16 protein-coding genes are annotated in these 20,250 nt (G+C 70.1%); 3 read left to right on the top strand and 13 right to left on the bottom strand.

Annotated features, from left to right (window positions below):
• The first annotated feature begins 100 nt into the window (after window positions 1-100).
• Entirely contained in the window at window positions 101-1,300 is a 1,200-nt protein-coding gene (locus ACFYO0_RS32465) for a PQQ-dependent sugar dehydrogenase (protein ID WP_388683269.1), read from the top strand.
• 19 nt (window positions 1,301-1,319) lie between these two features.
• Here the strand turns inward: ACFYO0_RS32465 and ACFYO0_RS32460 are convergent, their stop codons facing one another.
• The 8 genes from ACFYO0_RS32460 to ACFYO0_RS32425 form a co-directional block, all read right to left on the bottom strand.
• Window positions 1,320-1,514 carry a DUF6191 domain-containing protein gene (locus tag ACFYO0_RS32460; RefSeq protein ID WP_388683266.1) on the bottom strand — a complete coding sequence of 65 codons (195 nt, stop codon included), beginning with the start codon at window positions 1,512-1,514 and terminating at the stop codon, window positions 1,320-1,322.
• Between the two features lie 39 nt (window positions 1,515-1,553).
• Window positions 1,554-4,640 (bottom strand): AAA family ATPase, encoded by a 3,087-nt coding sequence (locus ACFYO0_RS32455; protein ID WP_388683264.1) that lies wholly within the window; start codon window positions 4,638-4,640, stop codon window positions 1,554-1,556.
• A gap of 143 nt (window positions 4,641-4,783) precedes the next feature.
• Window positions 4,784-4,969, bottom strand: coding sequence for a hypothetical protein (locus ACFYO0_RS32450; RefSeq protein WP_388683262.1), 186 nt, complete (start codon window positions 4,967-4,969; stop codon window positions 4,784-4,786).
• Window positions 4,970-5,170: 201 nt separating this feature from the next.
• Window positions 5,171-5,746, bottom strand: a complete 576-nt coding sequence (locus tag ACFYO0_RS32445; protein ID WP_388683261.1) for a hypothetical protein — start codon at window positions 5,744-5,746, stop codon at window positions 5,171-5,173.
• A 35-nt stretch (window positions 5,747-5,781) separates the two neighbouring features.
• Window positions 5,782-6,357 carry a GNAT family N-acetyltransferase gene (locus ACFYO0_RS32440; RefSeq protein ID WP_388683257.1) on the bottom strand — a complete coding sequence of 192 codons (576 nt, stop codon included), beginning with the start codon at window positions 6,355-6,357 and terminating at the stop codon, window positions 5,782-5,784.
• A complete protein-coding gene (locus tag ACFYO0_RS32435; protein WP_388683255.1) occupies window positions 6,335-8,593 on the bottom strand; it encodes an MMPL family transporter in 2,259 nt (752 codons plus the stop codon). Before ACFYO0_RS32435 ends, ACFYO0_RS32440 begins: the two co-directional genes overlap by 23 nt.
• A gap of 250 nt (window positions 8,594-8,843) precedes the next feature.
• Window positions 8,844-10,895: a phosphocholine-specific phospholipase C gene (locus ACFYO0_RS32430; RefSeq protein ID WP_388683574.1), complete on the bottom strand. Its 2,052-nt coding sequence runs from the start codon at window positions 10,893-10,895 to the stop codon at window positions 8,844-8,846.
• A gap of 216 nt (window positions 10,896-11,111) precedes the next feature.
• Window positions 11,112-11,756, bottom strand: a complete 645-nt coding sequence (locus tag ACFYO0_RS32425) for a TetR/AcrR family transcriptional regulator (protein WP_388683253.1) — start codon at window positions 11,754-11,756, stop codon at window positions 11,112-11,114.
• A 97-nt stretch (window positions 11,757-11,853) separates the two neighbouring features.
• On the opposite strand from ACFYO0_RS32425, the gene ACFYO0_RS32420 reads away from it, so the two are divergent.
• Complete coding sequence (locus tag ACFYO0_RS32420) at window positions 11,854-12,456, top strand: NADPH-dependent FMN reductase (protein ID WP_388683251.1); 603 nt, start codon at window positions 11,854-11,856, stop codon at window positions 12,454-12,456.
• Window positions 12,453-13,838 (top strand): DHA2 family efflux MFS transporter permease subunit, encoded by a 1,386-nt coding sequence (locus ACFYO0_RS32415; RefSeq protein ID WP_388683250.1) that lies wholly within the window; start codon window positions 12,453-12,455, stop codon window positions 13,836-13,838. The genes ACFYO0_RS32420 and ACFYO0_RS32415 overlap by 4 nt, the downstream gene beginning before the upstream one ends.
• 86 nt (window positions 13,839-13,924) lie before the next feature.
• On the opposite strand, the gene gatB is transcribed toward ACFYO0_RS32415, so the two are convergent.
• The 5 genes from gatB to ACFYO0_RS32390 all read right to left on the bottom strand — a co-directional run bounded on the left by gatB (window position 13,925) and on the right by ACFYO0_RS32390 (window position 19,791).
• Window positions 13,925-15,436: an Asp-tRNA(Asn)/Glu-tRNA(Gln) amidotransferase subunit GatB gene (gatB, locus tag ACFYO0_RS32410; protein WP_388683247.1), complete on the bottom strand. Its 1,512-nt coding sequence runs from the start codon at window positions 15,434-15,436 to the stop codon at window positions 13,925-13,927.
• A 15-nt stretch (window positions 15,437-15,451) separates the two neighbouring features.
• Window positions 15,452-15,694, bottom strand: coding sequence for a hypothetical protein (locus tag ACFYO0_RS32405; protein ID WP_165256369.1), 243 nt, complete (start codon window positions 15,692-15,694; stop codon window positions 15,452-15,454).
• Window positions 15,691-17,196 (bottom strand): Asp-tRNA(Asn)/Glu-tRNA(Gln) amidotransferase subunit GatA, encoded by a 1,506-nt coding sequence (gene gatA / locus ACFYO0_RS32400; RefSeq protein ID WP_388683244.1) that lies wholly within the window; start codon window positions 17,194-17,196, stop codon window positions 15,691-15,693. The genes ACFYO0_RS32405 and gatA overlap by 4 nt, the downstream gene beginning before the upstream one ends.
• A 6-nt stretch (window positions 17,197-17,202) precedes the next feature.
• A complete protein-coding gene (gene gatC, locus ACFYO0_RS32395; RefSeq protein ID WP_030258164.1) occupies window positions 17,203-17,499 on the bottom strand; it encodes an Asp-tRNA(Asn)/Glu-tRNA(Gln) amidotransferase subunit GatC in 297 nt (98 codons plus the stop codon).
• Between the two features lie 111 nt (window positions 17,500-17,610).
• On the bottom strand, window positions 17,611-19,791 hold the full coding sequence (locus ACFYO0_RS32390; protein ID WP_388683572.1) for a putative bifunctional diguanylate cyclase/phosphodiesterase: 2,181 nt from the start codon (window positions 19,789-19,791) through the stop codon (window positions 17,611-17,613).
• Between the last annotated feature and the right edge of the window lie 459 nt (window positions 19,792-20,250).

Genomic DNA, 20,250 nt, shown 5'->3' with positions numbered 1-20,250 from the left:
AGTGGTTGGGGGACTGCGTAAAGGTCTCGCCGTAATGCGCGTCCGGATCTCGTCGCACTTCGCGTCCGGAGATCGGGAACCTGTGAGGCGGTTGCGGTGTATGAACAGTAGAACCTGCCGCGTCGAAGGGATCCAGATCGTGCAACGTCGAGCTGTGACGGCCGTGTTGGCCACTGCCGCCCTCCTGCTGACGGCCGGCTGTTCTTCCGGCGACAGGGAGGGGTCGGACAGCGGGGCGAACGCCTCCCCGAGTCGTACGGAATCGGGGTCCTCCCCCGGCGGGCAGGCGACCGAGGGGGCGCCATCCGCGAAGGGCTCCGTGAAGGTCGTGCGGACCGTCGCCGAGGGTCTGAACACACCGTGGGGCCTCGCGCCACTGCCCGAAGGCGACCTGCTGGTGTCCTCGCGGGACGAGGGGACGATCACCCGGGTCGACACGGAGAGCGGCGAGAAGACCGAGGTGGGCTCGGTACCGGGCGTCGCTGCCGCCGGCGAGGGCGGCCTGATGGGCCTCGCGCTCTCACCGGAGTACGCCTCGGACCGCATGGTCTACGCATACTTCACCTCGGCGTCGGACAACCGCATCGTGCGCATGCTGTACGACGAGAAGAAGCCGGCCGGTGAGCAGCTGGGCGCACCGGACACGGTGTTCAGGGGCATCCCGAAGGGCACGAATCACAACGGCGGGCGGATCGCCTTCGGCCCCGACAAGATGCTCTACGCCGGCACGGGCGAGCGGTACGAAGCCGAGCTGGCCCAGGACAAGAACTCCACGGGCGGCAAGATCCTGCGCCTGACCCCGGACGGCGAGCCCGCGCCGGGCAACCCCTTCGACTCCCCCGTGTACTCCTATGGTCACCGCAATGTGCAGGGTCTGGCCTGGGACTCCGAACGGCGCCTGTGGGCCTCCGAGTTCGGCCAGAACACCTGGGACGAGCTGAACCACATCGAGCCGGGCGACAACTACGGCTGGCCGGACGCCGAGGGCGAGTCCGGCGACTCCCAGTACCACGACCCGATCGCCCAGTGGGACGTGGCCGAGGCCTCCCCCAGTGGCATCGCCTACGCGGAGGGCTCCATCTGGATGGCGGGCCTGCGCGGCCAGCGCCTGTGGCGCATCCCCCTGAACGGCACGGAGAGGGCAGCCGACCCCCAGGCCTTCCTGGAGGGCGAACACGGCCGCCTGCGCACGGTGGTCTCGGCGGGCGAGAACAAGCTGTGGCTGGTCACCAGCGAAACGGACGGCCGGGGGTCCCCGGACGACGGGGACGACAAGATCCTTGAGCTGGAGGTGACGTAGGGCGGCACCGGACGGGTTTTCAGTCCGCGTCGGGGTCCGGTTCCGCGGGCGTCTGGGCAGGCAGGCGTACGACGACCTTGCCGGACGTGAGGTCTATCGGCCCACGCCCCGGGTCGCTGTCCCCGGCGTCCTCGCGGGTCATCTCCAGACGGTTCCGCTCGTCCTGGGTGTGCTTGCGGCCGGGTGCGAACAGTTGCTCGAGCATGTTGAACACGGCGCCTCCCTGGGCCCGGGGTCCTCTACAGCGTAAGCCTCACCCTGCCGCTTCAGCAGCGGGTATCTCGGACGGGAACAGCCGTAGCCGGTGGGCCAGTGCCGCTGCCTCGCCGCGGCCGGAGACGTTCAGCTTGGCGAGGATGTTGGAGACGTGGACGCTGGCCGTCTTGGGGGAGATGAAGAGTTCCTCGGCTATCCGGCGGTTGCTGCGGCCGGCGGCGACCAGGCGCAGGACGTCGCGCTCGCGGCTGGTGAGGCCGAGCGCCTCGGCCGGGTCGGCGGGGGTGAGGGCGGGCCGCTCCGGGGCCCGAGCGGTCCGCCTCAGGGTGAGGCGGGCGCGTTGGGCGAGCAGGGCGATGGACTCGGTGAGCGGGCGGGCGCGGAGGTGTCCGGCGGCGGCTCCGGCCAGGCGCAGGAGCTCGGTGGCGCGGTCGCGGGCATCGTCGTCGCCCGGGCCCGAGGCCAGCAGGGACTCGGCTAGGCGGTGGCGGACACAGGCCAACTCGTAGGGACGCTCCAGGGGTTCGAATTCAGTGACCGCCTCCGACCAGTGCTGCGGGGTGTCCCGGCCCTCGGCGCGCAGGAGCTCGGCGCGCACCCACTTCTCGTGGGCGAGCCAGACAGGAGCTCCCGTGGTGAGGTTCTTGACGGCCTCGAAGATGCGTTCGAGCACCTCGGCGCGGCCCGGTTCGGCAGCCGGCAACCCGCGCGCGTCGGCCTCGGCGGTCGCGGCGGCGAGCAGCACGGGCCATGCGTAGCGGTGCGTGCCGGGCCGGAATCCCGCGTCCAGGACCCGTGCCAGCTCGGCGCGGGCGTCGAGGAGGCGGCCTTCGGCGGCGGCGACGCCGAGGGCAACACCGGCCAGTGGCAGGGTGCGCTGGGGCATGGCGTCGTGCGTGCCGTAGTGGCCGTGGGCCTCGGTCAGCCGACGGGAGGCCTCGGCCACGTCTCCCCGGGCAAGCGCGATGACGGCGAGGAGCAGACAGGCACCGCCGTGCGGCTTGGCGCTCGGGCGGACTTGCTGCGCGTTCGTCGCGGCCTCGACGGCTTCGTCCCAGCGGCCCAGGGAGCACAGCGAATGGGAGAGGTTCTCCCACACCCAGGACTCCGACTCCAACAGACCCATTTTCCGGGTGAGTTCAATGCCCTCCCTGAGGATCTCGATGGCCTCCCGCGAGCGGCCGATGCCCTCCAGGTGGGACGGCAGGTTCACATGGCTGCGGCCCACGACGGCGGCAATGCCGAGTTCGACGACCCGGTCCCTGACCGCGTACACCTCGGTGAGTCCAACCTCGATGTCGCCCGCCTCGACCATGAGACCGCCCAGGGTGAGGCGCGCGTTCAGCTCGATGTCGCGGGCGCCCACCATCTGCGCGTACTCCACGGCGCGCTCGGCATCCGTCAGGGCGTCGGGTCCCGGTGTATGGAGCATGGACCAGTTGGCGACCGTCGCCAGGACCTCGGCGTGCACCTCCGAGGGCGGCAGGCCTCGTACCAGCTCCTGGGCGGTGGCGAGTTCCTTCCAGCCGTCGCCGCGGGCCAGTGCCTGCACCAGTCGGGAACGCTGGACCCAGAACCAGGCGGCGCGCAGGGGCTCGTCGTCGCCCTCCAGGAGATGCAGAGCCCGCTTTGTGATCTTCAGAGCGCGCTCGCGCTCCCCGCAGTACCGGCCCGCGACGGCCGCCTCGGCCATCAGGTCGAGATAGGTCAGCGGCTTGGCGGCCGGGTCGCAGCCGCATGGAGGAGCCGGGGCGCAGCCGCAGGGAGGATAGGCCTCGGTGTAGTCGACCGGGCGCAGCTCGGCGCGTACGCCGTCGGGGGCGGAGTCCCACAGCTCCATCGCCCGCTCCAGGAGCCGCAGTTGCTCCGAGTAGGCGTGCCGGCGGCGGGCCGCCACGGAGGCGTCGAGAACGGCCGGCAGGGCCTTGGCCGCGTCGTGCGCGTGATACCAGTAGCTGGCCAGGCGCGCGGCGCGCTCATCGGCCGGTACGAGCGTCGGGTCGGCCTCCAGCGCCTCGGCGTACCGCCGGTTGAGGCGGGAGCGCTCGCCGGGCAGGAGGTCGTCGGCCACGGCCTCGCGCACCAGGGAGTGGCGGAAGCGGTAGCCGTCCCCGTCCGGTGTCGCGAGCAGGAGGTTCGCCCCCACCGCGGCCCGCAGCGCCTCGATGAGATCGTCCTCGGAGAGCTGCGCCACGGCGGCGAGCAGCGCGTACTCGACGGTGGAGCCGCCCTCAGCGACGATCCGGGCGACCCGCTGGGAACTCTCGGGCAGGCTCTCGACCCGGACCAGGAGCAGGTCCCGGAGGGAGTCGGTGAGGCCGGTGCGGCAGCCCTCGTGCGCTGCCACGGCGAGCTCCTCGACGAAGAACGCGTTCCCGTCGGAGCGCTCGAAGATCTCGTCGACGAGGGTCGGGGCGGGCTCGGAGGCGAGGATTCCGGCGATCTGGCGGCCGACTTCGGCGCGGCTGAAGCGACCGAGTTCGATACGGCGGACCGTGCGCAGCCGGTCCAGCTCGGCCAGTAGTGGGCGCAGCGGATGGCGGCGGTGGACGTCGTCGGCACGATAGGTGGCGACGACGACGAGCCGGCCGCTGCGCAGCGTACGGAAGAGGTAGGCGAGGAGGTGGCGGGTCGAGGCGTCGGCCCAGTGCAGGTCCTCCAGGAGGACGACCACCGTGCGCTCGGCGGCGACGCGCTCCAGGAGGCGGACGGTGAGCTCGAAGAGACGGGCCATGCCCTCCTCGTCGTGCCGCCCACGCGAGGTGTCGCCCAGCTCGGGCAGCAGCCGGGCCAGCTCCTCCTCCTGCCCGGCAGCCGCGGCGGACAGCTCGGCGGGAAGCCGGCGGCGCAGGGCGCGCAGGGCGGTGGAGAACGGGGCGAAGGGCAGCCCGTCGGCGCCGATCTCGACACAGCCGCCGAGCGCCACGACGGCGCCCACACGGTCGGCCGCGCCGGCGAACTCCTCGATGAGCCGTGTCTTTCCGACGCCCGCCTCACCGCCGACCAGCAACGCCTGTGGCTCGCCCGCGGCAGCGCGGGCGAGCGCGTTGTTCAGCACGTCCAGCTCGTCGGCGCGACCGACGAAGACCGGACTGACGGACCTGGTCTCCACAACGCCGAGCATCGCACAGGGGTCTGACAGTGCGGCAGCGATTATCGGCGTCCCGCCCGTCCCCGGGCGCCCCGCACGGCGCAGTGCCGGGAGTCCCCCCGGACCCCCGGCACTGCTGGCGATTCCGGCGCTCTTGGCGCCTTCCCCGGCCGGCATCACGCCGCGCGTGCGAAACGGTGGCGGCGTGGGTGCGGGCGGCGGTTCACCTGCCCTTCGGTGTCGTCCTTCGCTGAGCGGCGGGCGGCACGGCGGGCGCGGATGGCCTCGCGCGCCAGCCGGTAGTTGTCGGCCTCGCGGATCATCTCGGCGGAACGGATCTGCTGGAGCTCGTTCGCGAACATCTCGTACTCCTCGTGAAGAAGTCGGTTTCGGGCTTCGCTTTGTGCGATGCCTCAACCTTCGTCTCCAAGGGGGGTGCGTCACATCGGGAGAGTTCCGCATCTTGCGCACGGGAGGGGCCTTAGGTCTGCCGTAAGAAGCTCGCGGCGGACCTAAGGCCCCTCAGGACGTGCGGTTTTCCAGACTGCTTCCCAGTAGGTGGTTCAGCCGCCGGCGGGCACGGAGAGCAGGATGTCGGAGTACTTGAGGGCGGCAAGCAGCAGACCGATGACGCCGAGCGAGACGCCCGCCCACGCGACCGACTTGGTCCACGGGGCCTGTACGCGGTCGGGGTTCCCGAACGCGGGCCGCACGAGCACCACGACGCCGACGATCAGTGCGGCCAGCGCGAAGAATCCGGCGACCAGCGCGTTGGCGTTCCAGGAGTCGCCGTACAACTCCTTGAGCTGGGTGCCCACGCTCGATTGCTGCGCCGTCTCCAGCTGCCCGTACAGCGAGTCGCGGGCCTGTGCCACGGTGCCGACCCAGCTGCCCGTCAGCGAAACGATGCCGAGTCCGGCGGACACGACGGCGGCGGCACCCTGGCCCACACCGGAGCCGCCGACGCTCGCATCGGAGCCGTCACCCGAGTCCGGGTACTGCTCGTCGTCCTCGTACGCCTCGGCGTCGGCCTGGTCCGCGGCCGTGTCGCCGTCCTTCGTGAGCTGCACGTCCTCCTCGTCGCGCTTTGCCTCGGTGCCGGTGTCGGTGCCGGCCTCGTCAACTGTCTTGGATCCCATGCACCGCACCGTACGGACGCTGTCTGAGAAGCGTCTTAATGATCGTCGCGAGCTCCACGCGCGCGTGCGTCACGCCACTCCGGCGCGAGCACGGACCACACTTCGAGGTCCTGGCGCACGCCCCGGTACGGGTAGCTCTCCCGGAGCACGCCGTCGCGGCTCATGCCCAGCCGCCGCGCCACATTGATGCTCGGTTCGTTGGCGGTCGACGCCTGCCACTCCACACGGTGGATGCCGCGCTCGTCGACGGCCCAGTCGATGAGGGTCCGCATGGCGCGGGTGACGAGCCCGCGTCCCGCGCCGGCCGGCTCCAGCCAGCACCCGACCTCGCAGGTGCCCCGCTCGGCGTCGAAGTGCAGGAACAGCACACCGCCGACGAGCTTCCCGTCCAGCCACAGCCCGTGCAGGCTGCCGGTGTCGGCGGCGCGCTTGTCGGCGTACGACTGGAGGAGTTCGCGCGCGGAGTCGGCATCCGTGGCGTTCGCCCCGAAGGGGATGTGCTGTCCGATGAACTCACGTCCCCGGTCCAGGTGCGCCAGGAACTCCTCGGCGTGCCAGGGCTCCAGGGGTCGCAGTTCGGCGCCGTCCTCACCCAGGGATATCGCGTACATCCTGCTGCCGCTCCTTCACGAGTACGTCCATCAGCGCGCCGTCGCGCGCAGCCGGAATCGTCGCATGGGAGGGGTCGGCAGGGCTGGAGTCGGGCGGTTCGATGCTGATGCGTGGCAGACGGCGGTCGAGCCAGCGGGGCAGCCACCAGTTGGCGCCGCCGAGCATGTGCATCAGGGCGGGCACCAGGAGCGTACGCAGTACGAAGGCGTCGAGCGCGACCGCGGCGGCGAGCGCGATCCCGAACATCGCGATGACGCGGTCGCCGCTGAGCACGAAGGCGAGGAAGACCGAGATCATGATCACGGCAGCGGAGTTGATCACCCGGCTGGTTTCGGCGAGCCCGACGCGGACGGCCCGCCGGTTGTCGCCGGTCTCCAGCCATTCCTCGTACATCCTGCTGACCAGGAAGACCTGGTAGTCCATGGAGAGTCCGAAGAGCACGGACACCATGATCACGGGTAGGAATGGTTCGATCGGGCCCGCGCTGCCGAGGCCCAGCAGCTCACTCCCCCAGCCCCACTGGAAGATCGCGACGACGACGCCGAAGGCGGCGGCGACAGCCGCGACATTCATCGCGGCGGCCTTCAGGGGTATGCCGATGGAGCGGAAGGCGAGCAGCAGCAGGAGGCAGCCGAGCCCGATCACGACGCCCACGAACAGGGGCAGCTTGCCGATGATGACCTCGGCGAAGTCGTCGTAGCCGGCCGTGACACCACCGACGTGCAGGTCCAGAGAGGTGTCCGTCTCGGCCCGGGACAGCACGTCGGTGCGCAGCCGGTCGACGAGGTCGCTGGTCTTCTGGGACTGCGGCGAGGACTCCGGGATGACGGTGAGGTAAGCGGTGTCGCCGCCCTTGTCGTACGTCACCGGGGTCACCGAGGCGACACCCTCGGTGGACCGGAGCGTGGTGTCGAGGTTGTCGAGAGCGAGCCGGTCCTGGGCGGTCTCGACCTCGGTGACGAGGGTCAGCGGGCCGTTGACGCCGGGGCCGAAGCCGTCGGCCAGGAGGTCGTACGCCTGGCGGGTGGTGGCGGTCTCCGGGTTGTTGCCCTGGTCCGAGGTGCCGAGGTGAAGGCCGAGCGTGGGCAGCGCCAGCACGGTCATGACGGCGAGGGCGACAACTCCGAGGAGCTTGGGGTGCCGCTCGACGAAGGCGGACCAGCGGGCGGCGAGCCCGGTGGGAATCTCCGGCGCGGGACCGTGCTCGTCCAGGTGGCGGCGCTCGCGGCGGCTGAGGGCGCGCATGCCGATGAAGGAGAGCAGCGAGGGCAGCAGGGTCACGGAGGCCGCGACGGTGAGGATCACGGTCAGAGAGGCGGCGATCGCGACGCCGTTGAGGAAGCTGAGCCGCAGGATGAGCATGCCGAGCAGGGCTATGCACACCGTTGCGCCCGCGAAGACGACGGCGCGTCCGGTGGTGGCCACGGCGTTCCGCGCGGCCTCCTCGACCGGCAGCCCGCGCTTCAGTCCGCGTCGGTGTCTGGTGACGATGAACAGCGCGTAGTCGATGCCGACGCCGAGGCCGATCAGCATGCCGAGCATCGGCGCGAAATCGGCGACGGTCATGAAGTGGCCGAGCAGCACGATCCCGGCGTACGCCGTGCCGACGCTCACCAGGGCCGTGGCGATCGGCAGCATGGAGGCGGCGAGCGATCCGAAGGCGAGGAAGAGAACCACGGCGGCGACGATCACGCCGACGACCTCGGCGGCATGACCGCCCGACGACTCGGTGAGCCCGATGGCGTTACCGCCCAGCTCGACCTGGAGGCCGTCCGTCTCCGCGTCCTTGGCAGTGTCCACGACGGCTTGGACCTCGGCTTGGTCGACGTCCTTGGACTGCTCGTCGAAGGTGACCGTGGCGTAGGCGGTACGCCCGTCGGCGCTGATCCGACCGGCGCCCTGGCTGTCGTACGGGTCGGTCACCGAGGCCACGCCGGGCAGGCCCTCGACCTTGTCGAGCGTGACCGACATCGTCTGCTCGACATCGGCGGCCCGTACGAAACCCGTGTCGGAGCCGGTGTGCCAGACGATCGTGTCGCTGTCCCCGCCGAGGTCCGGGAAGTTCTTCTGCAGCAGCTGGGCGGCGCGGCCGGATTCCGTGCCTGGCACCTTGTAGTCGTTCGAGTACGCGGATCCGGCGACCGCTGCGACGACGGTCGTACCGCCGAGCGCGAGGACCCAGAGCAGAACGACCAGAAGGCGGTGCCTGACACACCAGCGCGCGAGTGCTGCCACGAACGAGCTCCCAGTGGGGGTGGGGATTGTGGATCTTTACCGGGAACCGCCGAGCAAAGAACACATGAGCAATACGTGGACAACTCTTGCAGGCCGTAGAGATCGTTAGCCGTTTTCGTGGACTTACTCACAGAAATGCGAGGGAGTTCACAGCACGCTTATGTGAACCCCCTCGCATTTTCCGGAATCCGGCCCACCCGGCAAAACGCCGCCGGATACGCTCGCGCGTTTCAGCCGGAGGCAGTCGGTCTCAGCCGGACACGCTCGCGCGCCCGTTCTCGATGTGCCCCGTCAGACGCCTGCGGAAGGCGGCGCCCCCGGCGGCGGTCACCTCCACGTCGTACCAGCCGTGGGCGTCCCGTGTGGCGTGCGCGAAGGCGACCGAGCGGCCCGGCTGCACGGTGAACCTTCGGTCGCCGGCGGCGGCGTCGGCGTAGCCGAGGAGCCGGACGGTGAAGGTCAGCGGCCTGCTTCCGGTGTTGCGGAGTGTGAGGCGCAGGGCACGCGCGCCTGCGTCGATGGTGGAGGCGAGTTCGGCACGCGCGCGTGTGTCTCCCACGAACTCGCGCCGGAAGCCGTTCGGACCGGTCACCGTGAAGTCGTACGACGACCCCCGCACCGGCACGTCCCAGGCGCCATCCCGATCGACGTCCTGGTGCTGCGGGTTCTTGAACTCGCCGGCGTACGGATAGAGCGCGAAGTGCGCGCTGGAGCTGCCGGCGTTGACGAGCCGTACGCGTACCTTTTCGTCCTCCACGCGCGCGTGCGCGTCGGGCTGGTACGGCAGCGGGCGCGCCGGGCGGGTGCCCGGCTCCTGCTGGGGCATCGACTGTCGCGCCGGCGGCTGGGGGTTCCAGCGGCCGGTGAACGGCGGGATGGCGCCGGGCTGCTCGGCCTCCGGCTGCGGGTGGCCGCGGCTGAAGTCGAAGGCGCCGGTGAGATCGCCGGTGACCTGGCGCCGCCACGCGCCGATGTTGGGCTCGCTCACACCGATCAGCTTCTCCAGGAAGCGGATCACGGAGGTGTGGTCGAAGACCTCGGAGCAGACGAAGCCGCCGACGGTCCAGGGCGAGACGACCAGCATCGGGACGCGCGGCCCGAGTCCGGTGGGCAGGCCCTTGAAGTACTCCTCCTCGTTCCCGGCGGCCGGTACGGGCGGGGGAACGTGATCGAAGAAGCCGTCGTTCTCGTCGTAGTTGATGAACACGGCGGTGCGCCGCCAGACCTCGGGTTTCGAGGCGAGCGCGTCGAGCACCTTGTAGACGATGGTCGCGCTGTGGACGGGCGAGGACACGGAGGGGTGCTCGGAGTCGACGGCCGAGGGCACCAGGTAGGTGACCTTGGCGAGCTTCCCGTCCGCCACGTCCTTCGCGAATGCCTCGGCCAGCTTGCCGGTGGGCAGGCGCCGCAGCCCGCGCTCGAACAGCGAGCGCTCGTGGGTGTCGAGCGCGGAGACGCCCTCCTCCAGGACGGCCAGCAGCCGCCCGCGCTCGGCCTCGTCGGCGGTGTCCCGGACCTTCGCGTAGAAGGCCTCCAGATACGTGAACTCGGTCTTGGCCAGGACCTTGCGGGCGATCGCCTTGAAGGTGGTGAAGAACTCGACCTGGTTGTCGGTGAAGTTCTCCCACTCGGTGTACGTCTGCCAGCTCACGCCCGCCTGCTCCAGGCGCTCGGGGTACGTGCCCCAGTCGTAGCCCGGGTGGGTGCCCTCGTCGTACGCGTCGTTGTCGACGGCCCGGTCGCCGTTCGCCTCGTAACCCGTCCTGCCGCTCCACAGGTGGTTGCGGTTGGGGCTGGTGGAGGTGTGGATCGAGGAGTGGTAGGCGTCGCAGACGGTAAAGGTGTCGGCGAGCTCGTAGTGCAGCGGGAGGTCCTCGCGGGTGTAGTACGCCATGGTCGCGGGCGTCTTGGCCTTGATCCAGCCGTTCATCCAGCCGTCGTTCCAGGCCGTCCCGCCACCGGTCCAGGAATGGTCGAGCGCCCCGATGTACTGGAGGTCCTTCTGCTGCGCCTCGGCGGCCTCGCGCACCGAGAACGGCAGCACGGTGCGCGAGGCATCCGGCTGCTCGAAGACCGACGTCCCCTCAGGCAGGCGGATCGCGTTGCGGTCGGAGAAGCCGCGGACTCCGCGCAGGGCGCCGAAGTAGTGGTCGAAGGATCGGTTCTCCTGCATCAGGATCACCACATGCTCGACGGCTTCGAGACCACCGCTCGGGGGTTCCTGGGCGAGCGCCTCCTGGAGGGAGGACGGCAGGAACGAGCCGATGGCTGCGGCGCCCAGCGCGCCGCCGCCGAGGGCCATGAGCCGTCTGCGGGTGAGCTCCGGTGACGATGACGAGGATGACAAGGCCGACCTCCCAGTCGAGACCAATGGTTCGCGAGTGACCCATTGACAGTCCGGCTGGGACCGTAGTGACGGCAGATGACGGACGGAAGTACCGGAACGGGCCGAGAGGCAAAAGGTCCGGAGTTCGGAGTCCGGCATTCCCTCGGCTCAGACCCCGGACGACGAGGCGGCTCACGCCTCTCCGGCGGGCTCCCGTCGGGGCAGATAGCCGTGCAGGAAGGCCCGCACCCCCGAGACGATCAGCTCGTGCCGCTCCTCCTCAGGCATCGGGATCGCTCCCTGGTACGTGCGATCGCTGATCTCGGCTCCGGTCAGCCAGAGGAAGTGGGTCGCGGCCCGCTCCGGGTCCGGAGCGTCGAGGAGTCCCTCCTCGGCCAGCTCCCGGAACCGGGCGGCCACCTCCTTGAGAGCGCGGTCCGGCCCGGACGCCCGCCAGGCGTCCACGAACTCCTGTGGAATATGGCCGATTTCGGCCCGCAGCTGCCGTACGAGCGCGAAGTGGTCGCCGAACTGGTACATCGGTCTCATCCAGGCGTGCGCGAAGTCGACGAGGTCCGCCTCCAGGTCCGTGATCTTGTACAACCGCCGGTCGATGGCGTCGACGTGGGCCCGTACGACCTCCTCGGAACCCTCCACGACGACGACGCGGAAGAGCTGCGCCTTGCCCTCGGGGAAGTGGTTGTAGATCGTGCGGGTGGAGACCCCCGCCTCCTTGGCGATGGAGTCGATTCCGGCGCGGGTGTAGCCGTCGCGCCCGAAGACCCGGCGAGCACCCCGCACGATCGCCTGCCGCTTCTCACTGAGCCCCTGTCGCACGCGTCCTGCCCCTTCCTGTCGCCTGTCACCGTAGCCGGACCTGGAAGAATACAACGATCGTTGCACTTATTGCCATGATGGTTGTACCTTCTTGGGCATGACGAACTCATTCACTTCACCGACCCTGTCCAAGGCCCCCCTCCGTGTCGCCGTCCTGACCGGCTCCACCCGCGAGGGCCGCTTCGGGCCCGTGGTCGCCGACTGGTTCCTGAAGTTCGCAGCCGAGCGCGACGGTCTCGAAATCGACCCCGTCGACCTGGCCGAACACCCGCTGCCCGATGTCGTCTCCCCGGAGCCGCACCCCGAGGCCGCACTGGTCACGGCACGCCTGGAGGCGGCCGACGCCTTCGTGGTGATCACGCCCGAGTACAACCACAGCTTCCCGGCACCCTTGAAGAACGCCATCGATCTGCACTACACCCAGTGGCAGACCAAGCCCGTCGGCTTCGTCTCGTACGGCGGCATGGGCGGCGGTCTGCGCGCGGTCGAGCACCTGCGGCTGGTCTTCGCCGAGTTGCACGCCGTGACGATGCGGGACACGGTCAGCTTCCACATGGCCTGGGAGGACTTCGCAGACGACGGCACGCTGCTGCGGCCCGAACTCCCCGAGGGCGCCGCCAAGGGCATGCTGGACCAGCTGACCTGGTGGGGGCAGACGTTGCGCGCGGGCCGCGCCGCTTCGACGTACGCGGCCGCATGAGCACCACGCTGCCGAAGGGGACCGGGAGCACGCCGGTCCCCGCCATCCCTCGGCATGTCCTGGCCGTAGCGGGCGTCGTGGTCCTCGGCTCGTTCATGACGGTCCTCGACATGACCATCGTCAACGTCGCCCTGGACCAGCTGTCGCGGGCCTTTGACGCACCGCTTTCCGTGGTCCAGTGGACGGTGACCGGCTACTCGCTCGCGCTGGCCACCGTCATCCCGGTCACCGCGTGGGCGGTGGGCCGGTACGGCGCGAAGCGGGTCTTCCTCACCGCCGTCGCGCTCTTCACGCTCGGCTCGGCGCTCACGGGCCTTGCCTGGAACGCCGGTTCGCTGATCGCTTTCCGGGTGCTCCAGGGGCTCGGCGGCGGCATGATCGTGCCGGTCGCGATGACCGTGGTCCTGCGAGCGGCGCCGCCGGAGCGCAAAGGCACGATGATGGGCATCCTTGGCATCCCCGTCCTCATCGGTCCGATGGCGGGTCCGATCCTCGGCGGCGTCTTCACCGACGCGCTCTCCTGGCGCTGGATCTTCTTCGTCAACGTCCCGGTCGGCGCCCTGACCCTGCTGCTGGGCGCGCGCGTCCTGCGCGGCGACGACGAACGGATCCACCGCCCACTGGACCTGGCCGGCCTGCTCACCCTCTCCCCCGGCCTCGCGGCCCTCCTCTACGGCCTGACTCTGGGCGGCGAGCGCGGCAGCTTCACCGACGCCGACGTCGTGGTCCCGCTCATCGCCGGTACAGCGCTGGTGGCGGCCTTCGCTATACGGGCGCTGCGGACCGCCCATCCCCTGCTCGACCTGCGGCTGCTGCGCAGGGTGTCGTTCGGGCGGGCGGTGGCGACGATGGTGCCGTTCTCGGCCGCCTACTTCGGTTCCATGATCCTCGTACCGCTGTACTGGCAGCAGGGGCGCGACCTGACCGCCACCGAGGCAGGGCTGCTGATGGCGCCTCAGTTCCTTTTCAGCGGCACGGTGATGCAGTTCTCCAGTCGGATCTCGGACCGCGTCGCTCCCCGCGCCATCGTCGTGCCCGGGATCCTGGTCGCCGCCGCGGGCTTCTGCTCCTTCGCCGTCCAGGCCGGGGCCGACACTCCGTACTGGCGCCTGGTCGCCTCGCTCGCCGTCATGGGCACGGGTGTCGGCATGACCAACATGCCGGTCATGGCCTCGGCCACGCGCGGCCTCGCGGACAGTGAAGTCGCCGCAGGCAGCACGGCGTTGAGCATCATCCTGCAGATCGCCGCGTCCGTCGGTACGGCACTGACGGCTCTGCTGCTGACGGCAACGGACGGGTTCCGTACGACATTGCTCTGCGGGGTGGGGCTGATGGCGCTGGCATTGCCGGTGGCGGTGCGGTTGCCGAACCGCCGGCCCTGAAGCCAATCCCTGAATCCTGAACACCGAAAACGCCGGTCGGGCTGGAGTGCTCCAGCCCGACCGGCGTTCAGACACGCTCCCGAGCGCTAGCCCTCCACGCCCAGCTTCTCAAGGATCAGTTCCTTGACGCGGGCCGCGTCGGCCTGCCCCCGCGTGGCCTTCATGACCGCGCCCACGAGGGCGCCCGCCGCGGCCACCTTGCCACCTCGGATCTTGTCCGCGATGGCCGCGTTGCCCGCGATGGCCTCGTCGACGGCAACCGTGAGGGCGCCCTCGTCCGAGACGACCTTCAGGCCGCGCTTGTCGACGACCTCGTCCGGGGTGCCTTCGCCCGCGAGAACGCCTTCGATGACCTGACGGGCCAGCTTGTCGTTGAGGGAGCCCTCCTTGACCAGCGAGGTCACCCGGGCCACCTGCTCGGGCGTGATCGGCAGTTCGTCGATCGGACGCCCCGACTCGTTGGCGTTCCGGGCCAGTTCGCCCATCCACCACTTGCGCGCCGAGACCGAGTCGGCACCCGCCTCGATCGTGGCGGCGATCAGATCGACCGCGCCCGCGTTCAGGATCGACTGCATGTCGTGCTCGGAGATCCCCCACTCCTCACGCAGCCGGTTGCGGCGTACCCGCGGCAGTTCGGGCAGGCCCGCCCGCAGCTCCTCGACCCACTCGCGGGTCGGAGCGACGGGGACGAGGTCCGGCTCGGGGAAGTAGCGGTAGTCCTCCGCCTCTTCCTTCACGCGCCCGGAGGTCGTGGAGCCCGTGTCCTCGTGGAAGTGGCGGGTCTCCTGGACGATCGTGCCACCGCTGCCCAGGACGGCGGCGTGCCGCTGGATCTCGTACCGGCAGGCCCGCTCCACCGACCGCAGCGAGTTGACGTTCTTCGTCTCGGAGCGCGTACCGAACTTCTCGGTGCCGTTGGGGCGCAGCGAGAGGTTCACGTCGCAGCGCATCTGGCCCATCTCCATGCGGGCTTCGGAGACACCGAGCGCCTTGATGAGCTCGCGCAGTTCGGCCACGTACGCCTTGGCGACCTCGGGGGCGCGCTCTCCCGCTCCCTCGATCGGCTTGGTGACGATCTCGATGAGCGGGATGCCGGCGCGGTTGTAGTCGAGGAGGGAGTGCGAGGCGCCGTGGATACGGCCCGTGGCGCCGCCCACGTGGGTGGACTTGCCGGTGTCCTCCTCCATGTGGGCGCGCTCGATCTCCACACGGAAGACCTCGCCGTCCTCCAACTGGACGTCCAGATAGCCGTTGAAGGCGATCGGCTCGTCGTACTGGGAGGTCTGGAAGTTCTTCGGCATGTCCGGATAGAAGTAGTTCTTCCGGGCGAAGCGGCACCATTCGGCGATCTCGCAGTTCAGCGCGAGACCGATCTTGATCGCGGATTCGACACCGGTCGCGTTCATGACCGGGAGGGAGCCGGGCAGGCCGAGGCAGACGGGGCAGGTCTGCGAGTTCGGCTCGGCGCCCAGCTCGGTCGAACAGCCGCAGAACATCTTGGTCTTGGTGCCGAGTTCGACATGGACCTCTAGGCCCATGACGGGGTCGTACGACGCCAGCGCGTCCTCGTACGACACCAGGTCGGTCGTGGTGGTCACGGTGAAACTTCCCTCTCAGCCCAGCAGGACGTCGTCGTCGCCCAGCCGCTTCAGCTCGCGGTAGAGCAGTGCGAGACCGGTGACGACGCCGGCGGCGGTCACCACGGCGTCGACGAGCCGCAGCGTGTCGTTCTCGACGCGGGCCTTCTTGATCTGCTTGGCGACACCGATCGCGCCGAACGCGGTCGTGGCGATGGACAGGTACGTGCCGGACTTCGACTTCTTGAAGCCCTTGGCCTTCGACAGTGCCTTGCTCACAGCGACGGAGCCTCCTCGATCAACGGGTGTCCCCACCTTTCCACGAAGGCGGCCTCGACCGCGGCGCCCACCTTGTAGAGGCGGTCGTCCTGCATCGCGGGGGCGATGATCTGCAGACCGACCGGGAGGTTGTCCTCCGGCGCAAGACCGCAGGGCAGCGACATGGCGGCGTTGCCCGCCAGGTTGGTCGGGATGGTGCACAGGTCCGCGAGGTACATCGCCATCGGGTCGTCGGCGCGCTCGCCGATCGGGAAGGCGGTGGTCGGTGTTGTCGGGGAGACGATCACGTCGACCTGCTCGAAGGCCTTCTCGAAGTCGCGGGTGATGAGCGTGCGTACCTTCTGGGCACTGCCGTAGTACGCGTCGTAGTAGCCGCTCGACAGGGCGTACGTGCCGAGCATGATGCGGCGCTTGACCTCGTCTCCGAAGCCCGCTTCACGGGTGAGGGAGGTGACGTCCTCGGCGGAGCGGTCGCCGTCGTCGCCGGTGCGAAGGCCGTAGCGCAGACCGTCGAAGCGGGCGAGGTTGGAGGAGCACTCGGACGGCGCGATCAGGTAGTACGCGGACAGCGCCAGGTCGAAGGACGGGCAGTCCAGCTCGACGATCTCGGCGCCCAGCTCCTTGAGGAGCGCGACCGACTCTTCGAAGCGCTGGACGACACCGGCCTGGTAGCCCTCGCCGCTGAACTGCCTGACGACGCCGACGCGCATGCCGGCGACGCTGCCGTTGCGGGCGGCCTCGACGACAGGCGGTACGGGTGCGTCGATGGAGGTCGAGTCGAGGGGGTCGTGACCGGCGATGACCTCGTGGAGGAGAGCCGCGTCCAGGACCGTACGGGCGCAGGGGCCGCCCTGGTCGAGGGAGGACGAGAACGCCACCATGCCGTACCGGGACACGCCGCCGTACGTCGGCTTCACCCCGACCGTGCCGGTGACGGCGGCGGGCTGGCGGATGGAGCCGCCGGTGTCGGTGCCGATGGCGAGAGGGGCCTGGAAGGAGGCGAGGGCGGCGGAGGACCCACCGCCGGAGCCGCCGGGGATACGCGTCAGGTCCCACGGGTTGCCGGTCGGCCCGAACGCGCTGTTCTCGGTGCTGGACCCCATGGCGAACTCGTCCATGTTGGTCTTGCCGAGGATGACGACGTCGGCAGCCTTCAGCCGCTGGGTGACGGTCGCGTCGTACGGCGGGATCCAGCCCTCGAGGATCTTCGAACCGACCGTGGTCGGGATCCCCTCGGTGGTGAAGATGTCCTTGAGCGCGAGGGGCACACCGGCGAGGGGCCCGAGCTTCTCCCCTCGCTCCCGCTTTTCGTCGACGGCACGGGCCTGGGCGAGCGCGCCCTCCCGGTCGATGTGCAGGAAGGCGTGCACCTTCTCGTCGACGGCCTCGATACGAGCGAGGTGGGCCTCGGTGACCTGCACGGCCGTCAGTTCGCCGGCGGCGATCTTCTGGGCGATCTCGGCGGCGGTGAGCTTGATGATGGTGACGTTGCTGTCCGTCATGTCGGGTTACTCCTCCCCCAGGATCTGCGGCACCTTGAAACGCTGCTGCTCCTGGGCCGGGGCGCCGGACAGCGCCTGCTCGGGGGTGAGCGACGGACGGACCTCGTCCGCGCGCATGACGTTCGTCAGCGGCAGCGGGTGGGAGGTCGGCGGTACGTCTTGGTCGGCGACCTCGCTGACGCGGGCGACCGCGCCGATGATGTCGTCGAGCTGACCGGCGAAGTGATCGAGCTCTTCGTCCTTCAGCTCCAGACGCGCCAGCCGTGCGAGGTGGGCGACCTCCTCGCGCGTGATGCCAGGCATGCAGCGATCCTCAGGGGTGAGTGTGTGTGCTTTGCGCCAATCCTATGGCGCCGGTGCGGGTGGCTGCGCCCGGGTTTCCTTTCTGCTCCCGCCCTCCGGGGTGCTGTGCCCCTAAACGACCCGCCCCGGATCATCCGCCGCAGCCGCGGGCAGCGCGGCCCGAGGCCGCTGCCACCCCCGGGACCCGCGGGCCCGAAGCCACGCGGTGGTCTCCTCCGGGGGCATCGCCGCGGCGACCAGCCAACCCTGAACCGCGTCGCATCCGAGATCCCGGAGCCGCTCCCACGTCTCGTCGTCCTCCACCCCTTCGGCAACGACGAGAAGCCCCAGCGAATGAGCGAGATCGACGGTGCAGCGGACGATCTCGGCGTCCTCCGTGTCGACGGCCAGCCGAGCCACGAAGGACCGGTCGATCTTCAGTTCGCTCACGGGCAGCCGACGCAGGTGCACCAACGAGGAGTACCCGGTCCCGAAGTCGTCGAGCGACATCTTCACGCCGTGTCCGGTCAGCGCGGCCAGCGTGGCCGCGGCCCGGTGCGGGTCCTCGAGCAGCACATGCTCGGTGATCTCCAACTGCAAGGCCCCCGCCGGGACTCCATGCCGCGCGAGCCGCGCGGCGACCGACCCCGCGAACCCCGGCGTATGCACATCCCGCGGCGACACGTTCACGGCCACCGGCACATAAAGCCCCTGGGCCCGCCACCGGGCCACCTGCCCGAGCGCCGTCTCCAGCACATACTCCGTGAGATGCGGCATCAGCCCGGACGATTCGGCGATCGCTATGAACTCGTCCGGCGGCACCTTCCCCCGCTCGGGATGCACCCACCGTACGAGCGCCTCAAGCCCGGCCACTTGTCCGTCGAAGCGGACCTTCGGCTGGTAGTGCAACTCGACGTCCCCGGAATCCAGAGCCCGGCGCAGATCCCCCAGCAGCCCCAGGCGGTCAGGCGTGTTGGAGTCCCGCTTGGACTCGTACACCTCCACTCCCGTACGGTCCCGCTTCGCCTGGTACATCGCGACATCCGCCCGCCGCAGCAGCCCCTCCGCGTCCAGCGCGTGGTCGGGGAAGACGGCGAGCCCGGCACTGGCCTCCAGCACGAGCGTCAGCCCGTCGAGATCCAGCGGCGAACCGAGCGCGGCGACGAGGTTACGAGCCACCCGTGTCGCGGACGTCGTCGAGTCGGCTACTGGCAGCAGTACGGCGAACTCGTCACCACCGAGCCGCGCGGCCTCCGCCCCGCGCGGCAACGCCAGCCGCAACCGATCCGCGATCTGCAACAGCAGCCGGTCCCCCGCAAGATGTCCCAGCGTGTCATTCACGGACCGGAAACGATCCAGGTCGATCAGCATCAGTGCGGAACGCGCACCGATCCGCTCGGCGTCCTCAAGCGCCGTCCAGGTGCGTTCGAGGAGCCACTGACGGTTGGGCAGCCCGGTGAGCGGGTCGCGCAGTTGTTCCTCGGCCCGGGCGCGCGCTATCCACAGACTGAAGTCGAGCGCGATGAGCGGGATCGAGAAGAGCGGCAGCAGTACGGGAAGGGACATCGCGACGACGCAGATCAGCGGGGCGATGCCGAGCAGCGCCACGGCCACGAGCCCGTGTCTGACCAAGGCCGTACGGGCGACGGTCGGCACTCCGGCACGGGGCGCATGGAGGTACCACAGGAGCGCGCGCGTCACAGCGAGATACGCGACTGCCACCAACACCACCTCGGGCGCGGTGTAGACGGTCCAACTCTGCGGGTTCCAGGGCTCCTCCACGGACGGGACCCGGCCGAACACGGCCAGCACCAGCGCGCCGCCGCCGATACCGAGAATGTCCACCGCTCCTTGCAGCACGCCCTGCCGCCAGCGGTGCCGGCGCGCTATGCCGACGAGCACGACGACGGTGAGGCTGACCATTCCCGCGGGCACCCAGCCGTACAGCAGCAGGACGGCGAGCGTCAGGGCCGCGCCGGAGCCCGTGCCGCCCCACCAGCGGGCGCGGCCGAGCGCCACCAGATGGCCGACGATGATGCCGACCAGCACGGCAAGGGACCAGCCGACGGAACCGGACGGAAAGAGCGCCTGGCTCCCGGTGAATCCCCGGAAGAAGCCCGCGCCCAGCACGACCCCGGCAGCCGCGATGACCGCCGTGGGCAGTGTGGGCCAGTACGTCTGCCTCTCGGGTTCGTGGCCGGGCAGCCCGTGCCCGGCGCCGGTGCTTCCATGGCTGGGCATTCCCAGCCCGGCGCCGGTGCTTCCATGGCTGGGCATTCCCAGCCCGGCGCCGGTGCTTCCATGGCTGGGCATTCCGAGCCCGGAACCGGTGCTCTCCCGGCCCGGCATCCCAAGCCCGGGGCGGGTGCTGAGGATCCCGAGCCCGGAGCCGGCGCTCATCTGGCGCTGCCCGTGCCCCTGTCCGTGCGTCTCCGTGCCCGGAGCGTGCCCGTCCACCACATTGCGCTGCCCGCCCACGGCTCGCTGTCCGGCGGCACCCAGGGACGCCCCCCATCTCCGTATGCCGGTCACCCAGCGCGGGCGCAGCCGTGAGTCCGGGGCGGCGCTCTCGGTCGGTTCCATTACCCGTCCCTCTCACAGCCGGCGGTGCCCACGCCACGCGGCCCGATGCCCGACACTCACTCAACGGCACCGCGTCTGAAAACTCTTCCCCCGCTCTTGACGAGCGGGAGATGCCCCAACCGCAGCTGGGCACGGCAGGCGCACATCTCAACAGTAGGCCGCAGAAGGCTTCTACGGGCACCGGTCGTC

The organism is Streptomyces sp. NPDC006365 (assembly GCF_042870755.1).
GTDB lineage: Bacteria > Actinomycetota > Actinomycetes > Streptomycetales > Streptomycetaceae > Streptomyces > Streptomyces xiangluensis.
Note: the sequence above shows the minus strand (reverse complement) of the source record. Positions and strands in the feature narration are given on the sequence as shown.

What these genes read in the sequence shown, in the direction of transcription:
- ACFYO0_RS32465 (WP_388683269.1), top strand. Translation starts at nt 101, where the DNA reads ATGAACAGTAGAACCTGCCGCGTCGAAGGGATCCAGATCGTGCAACGT.
- ACFYO0_RS32455 (WP_388683264.1), bottom strand. Translation starts at nt 4,640, where the DNA reads ATGCTCGGCGTTGTGGAGACCAGGTCCGTCAGTCCGGTCTTCGTCGGT.
- ACFYO0_RS32450 (WP_388683262.1), bottom strand. Translation starts at nt 4,969, where the DNA reads ATGTTCGCGAACGAGCTCCAGCAGATCCGTTCCGCCGAGATGATCCGC.
- ACFYO0_RS32445 (WP_388683261.1), bottom strand. Translation starts at nt 5,746, where the DNA reads ATGGGATCCAAGACAGTTGACGAGGCCGGCACCGACACCGGCACCGAG.
- ACFYO0_RS32440 (WP_388683257.1), bottom strand. Translation starts at nt 6,357, where the DNA reads ATGTACGCGATATCCCTGGGTGAGGACGGCGCCGAACTGCGACCCCTG.
- ACFYO0_RS32430 (WP_388683574.1), bottom strand. Translation starts at nt 10,895, where the DNA reads ATGGCCCTCGGCGGCGGCGCGCTGGGCGCCGCAGCCATCGGCTCGTTC.
- ACFYO0_RS32420 (WP_388683251.1), top strand. Translation starts at nt 11,854, where the DNA reads ATGACGAACTCATTCACTTCACCGACCCTGTCCAAGGCCCCCCTCCGT.
- ACFYO0_RS32415 (WP_388683250.1), top strand. Translation starts at nt 12,453, where the DNA reads ATGAGCACCACGCTGCCGAAGGGGACCGGGAGCACGCCGGTCCCCGCC.
- gatA (WP_388683244.1), bottom strand. Translation starts at nt 17,196, where the DNA reads ATGACGGACAGCAACGTCACCATCATCAAGCTCACCGCCGCCGAGATC.
- gatC (WP_030258164.1), bottom strand. Translation starts at nt 17,499, where the DNA reads ATGCCTGGCATCACGCGCGAGGAGGTCGCCCACCTCGCACGGCTGGCG.
- ACFYO0_RS32390 (WP_388683572.1), bottom strand. Translation starts at nt 19,791, where the DNA reads ATGCCCAGCCATGGAAGCACCGGCGCCGGGCTGGGAATGCCCAGCCAT.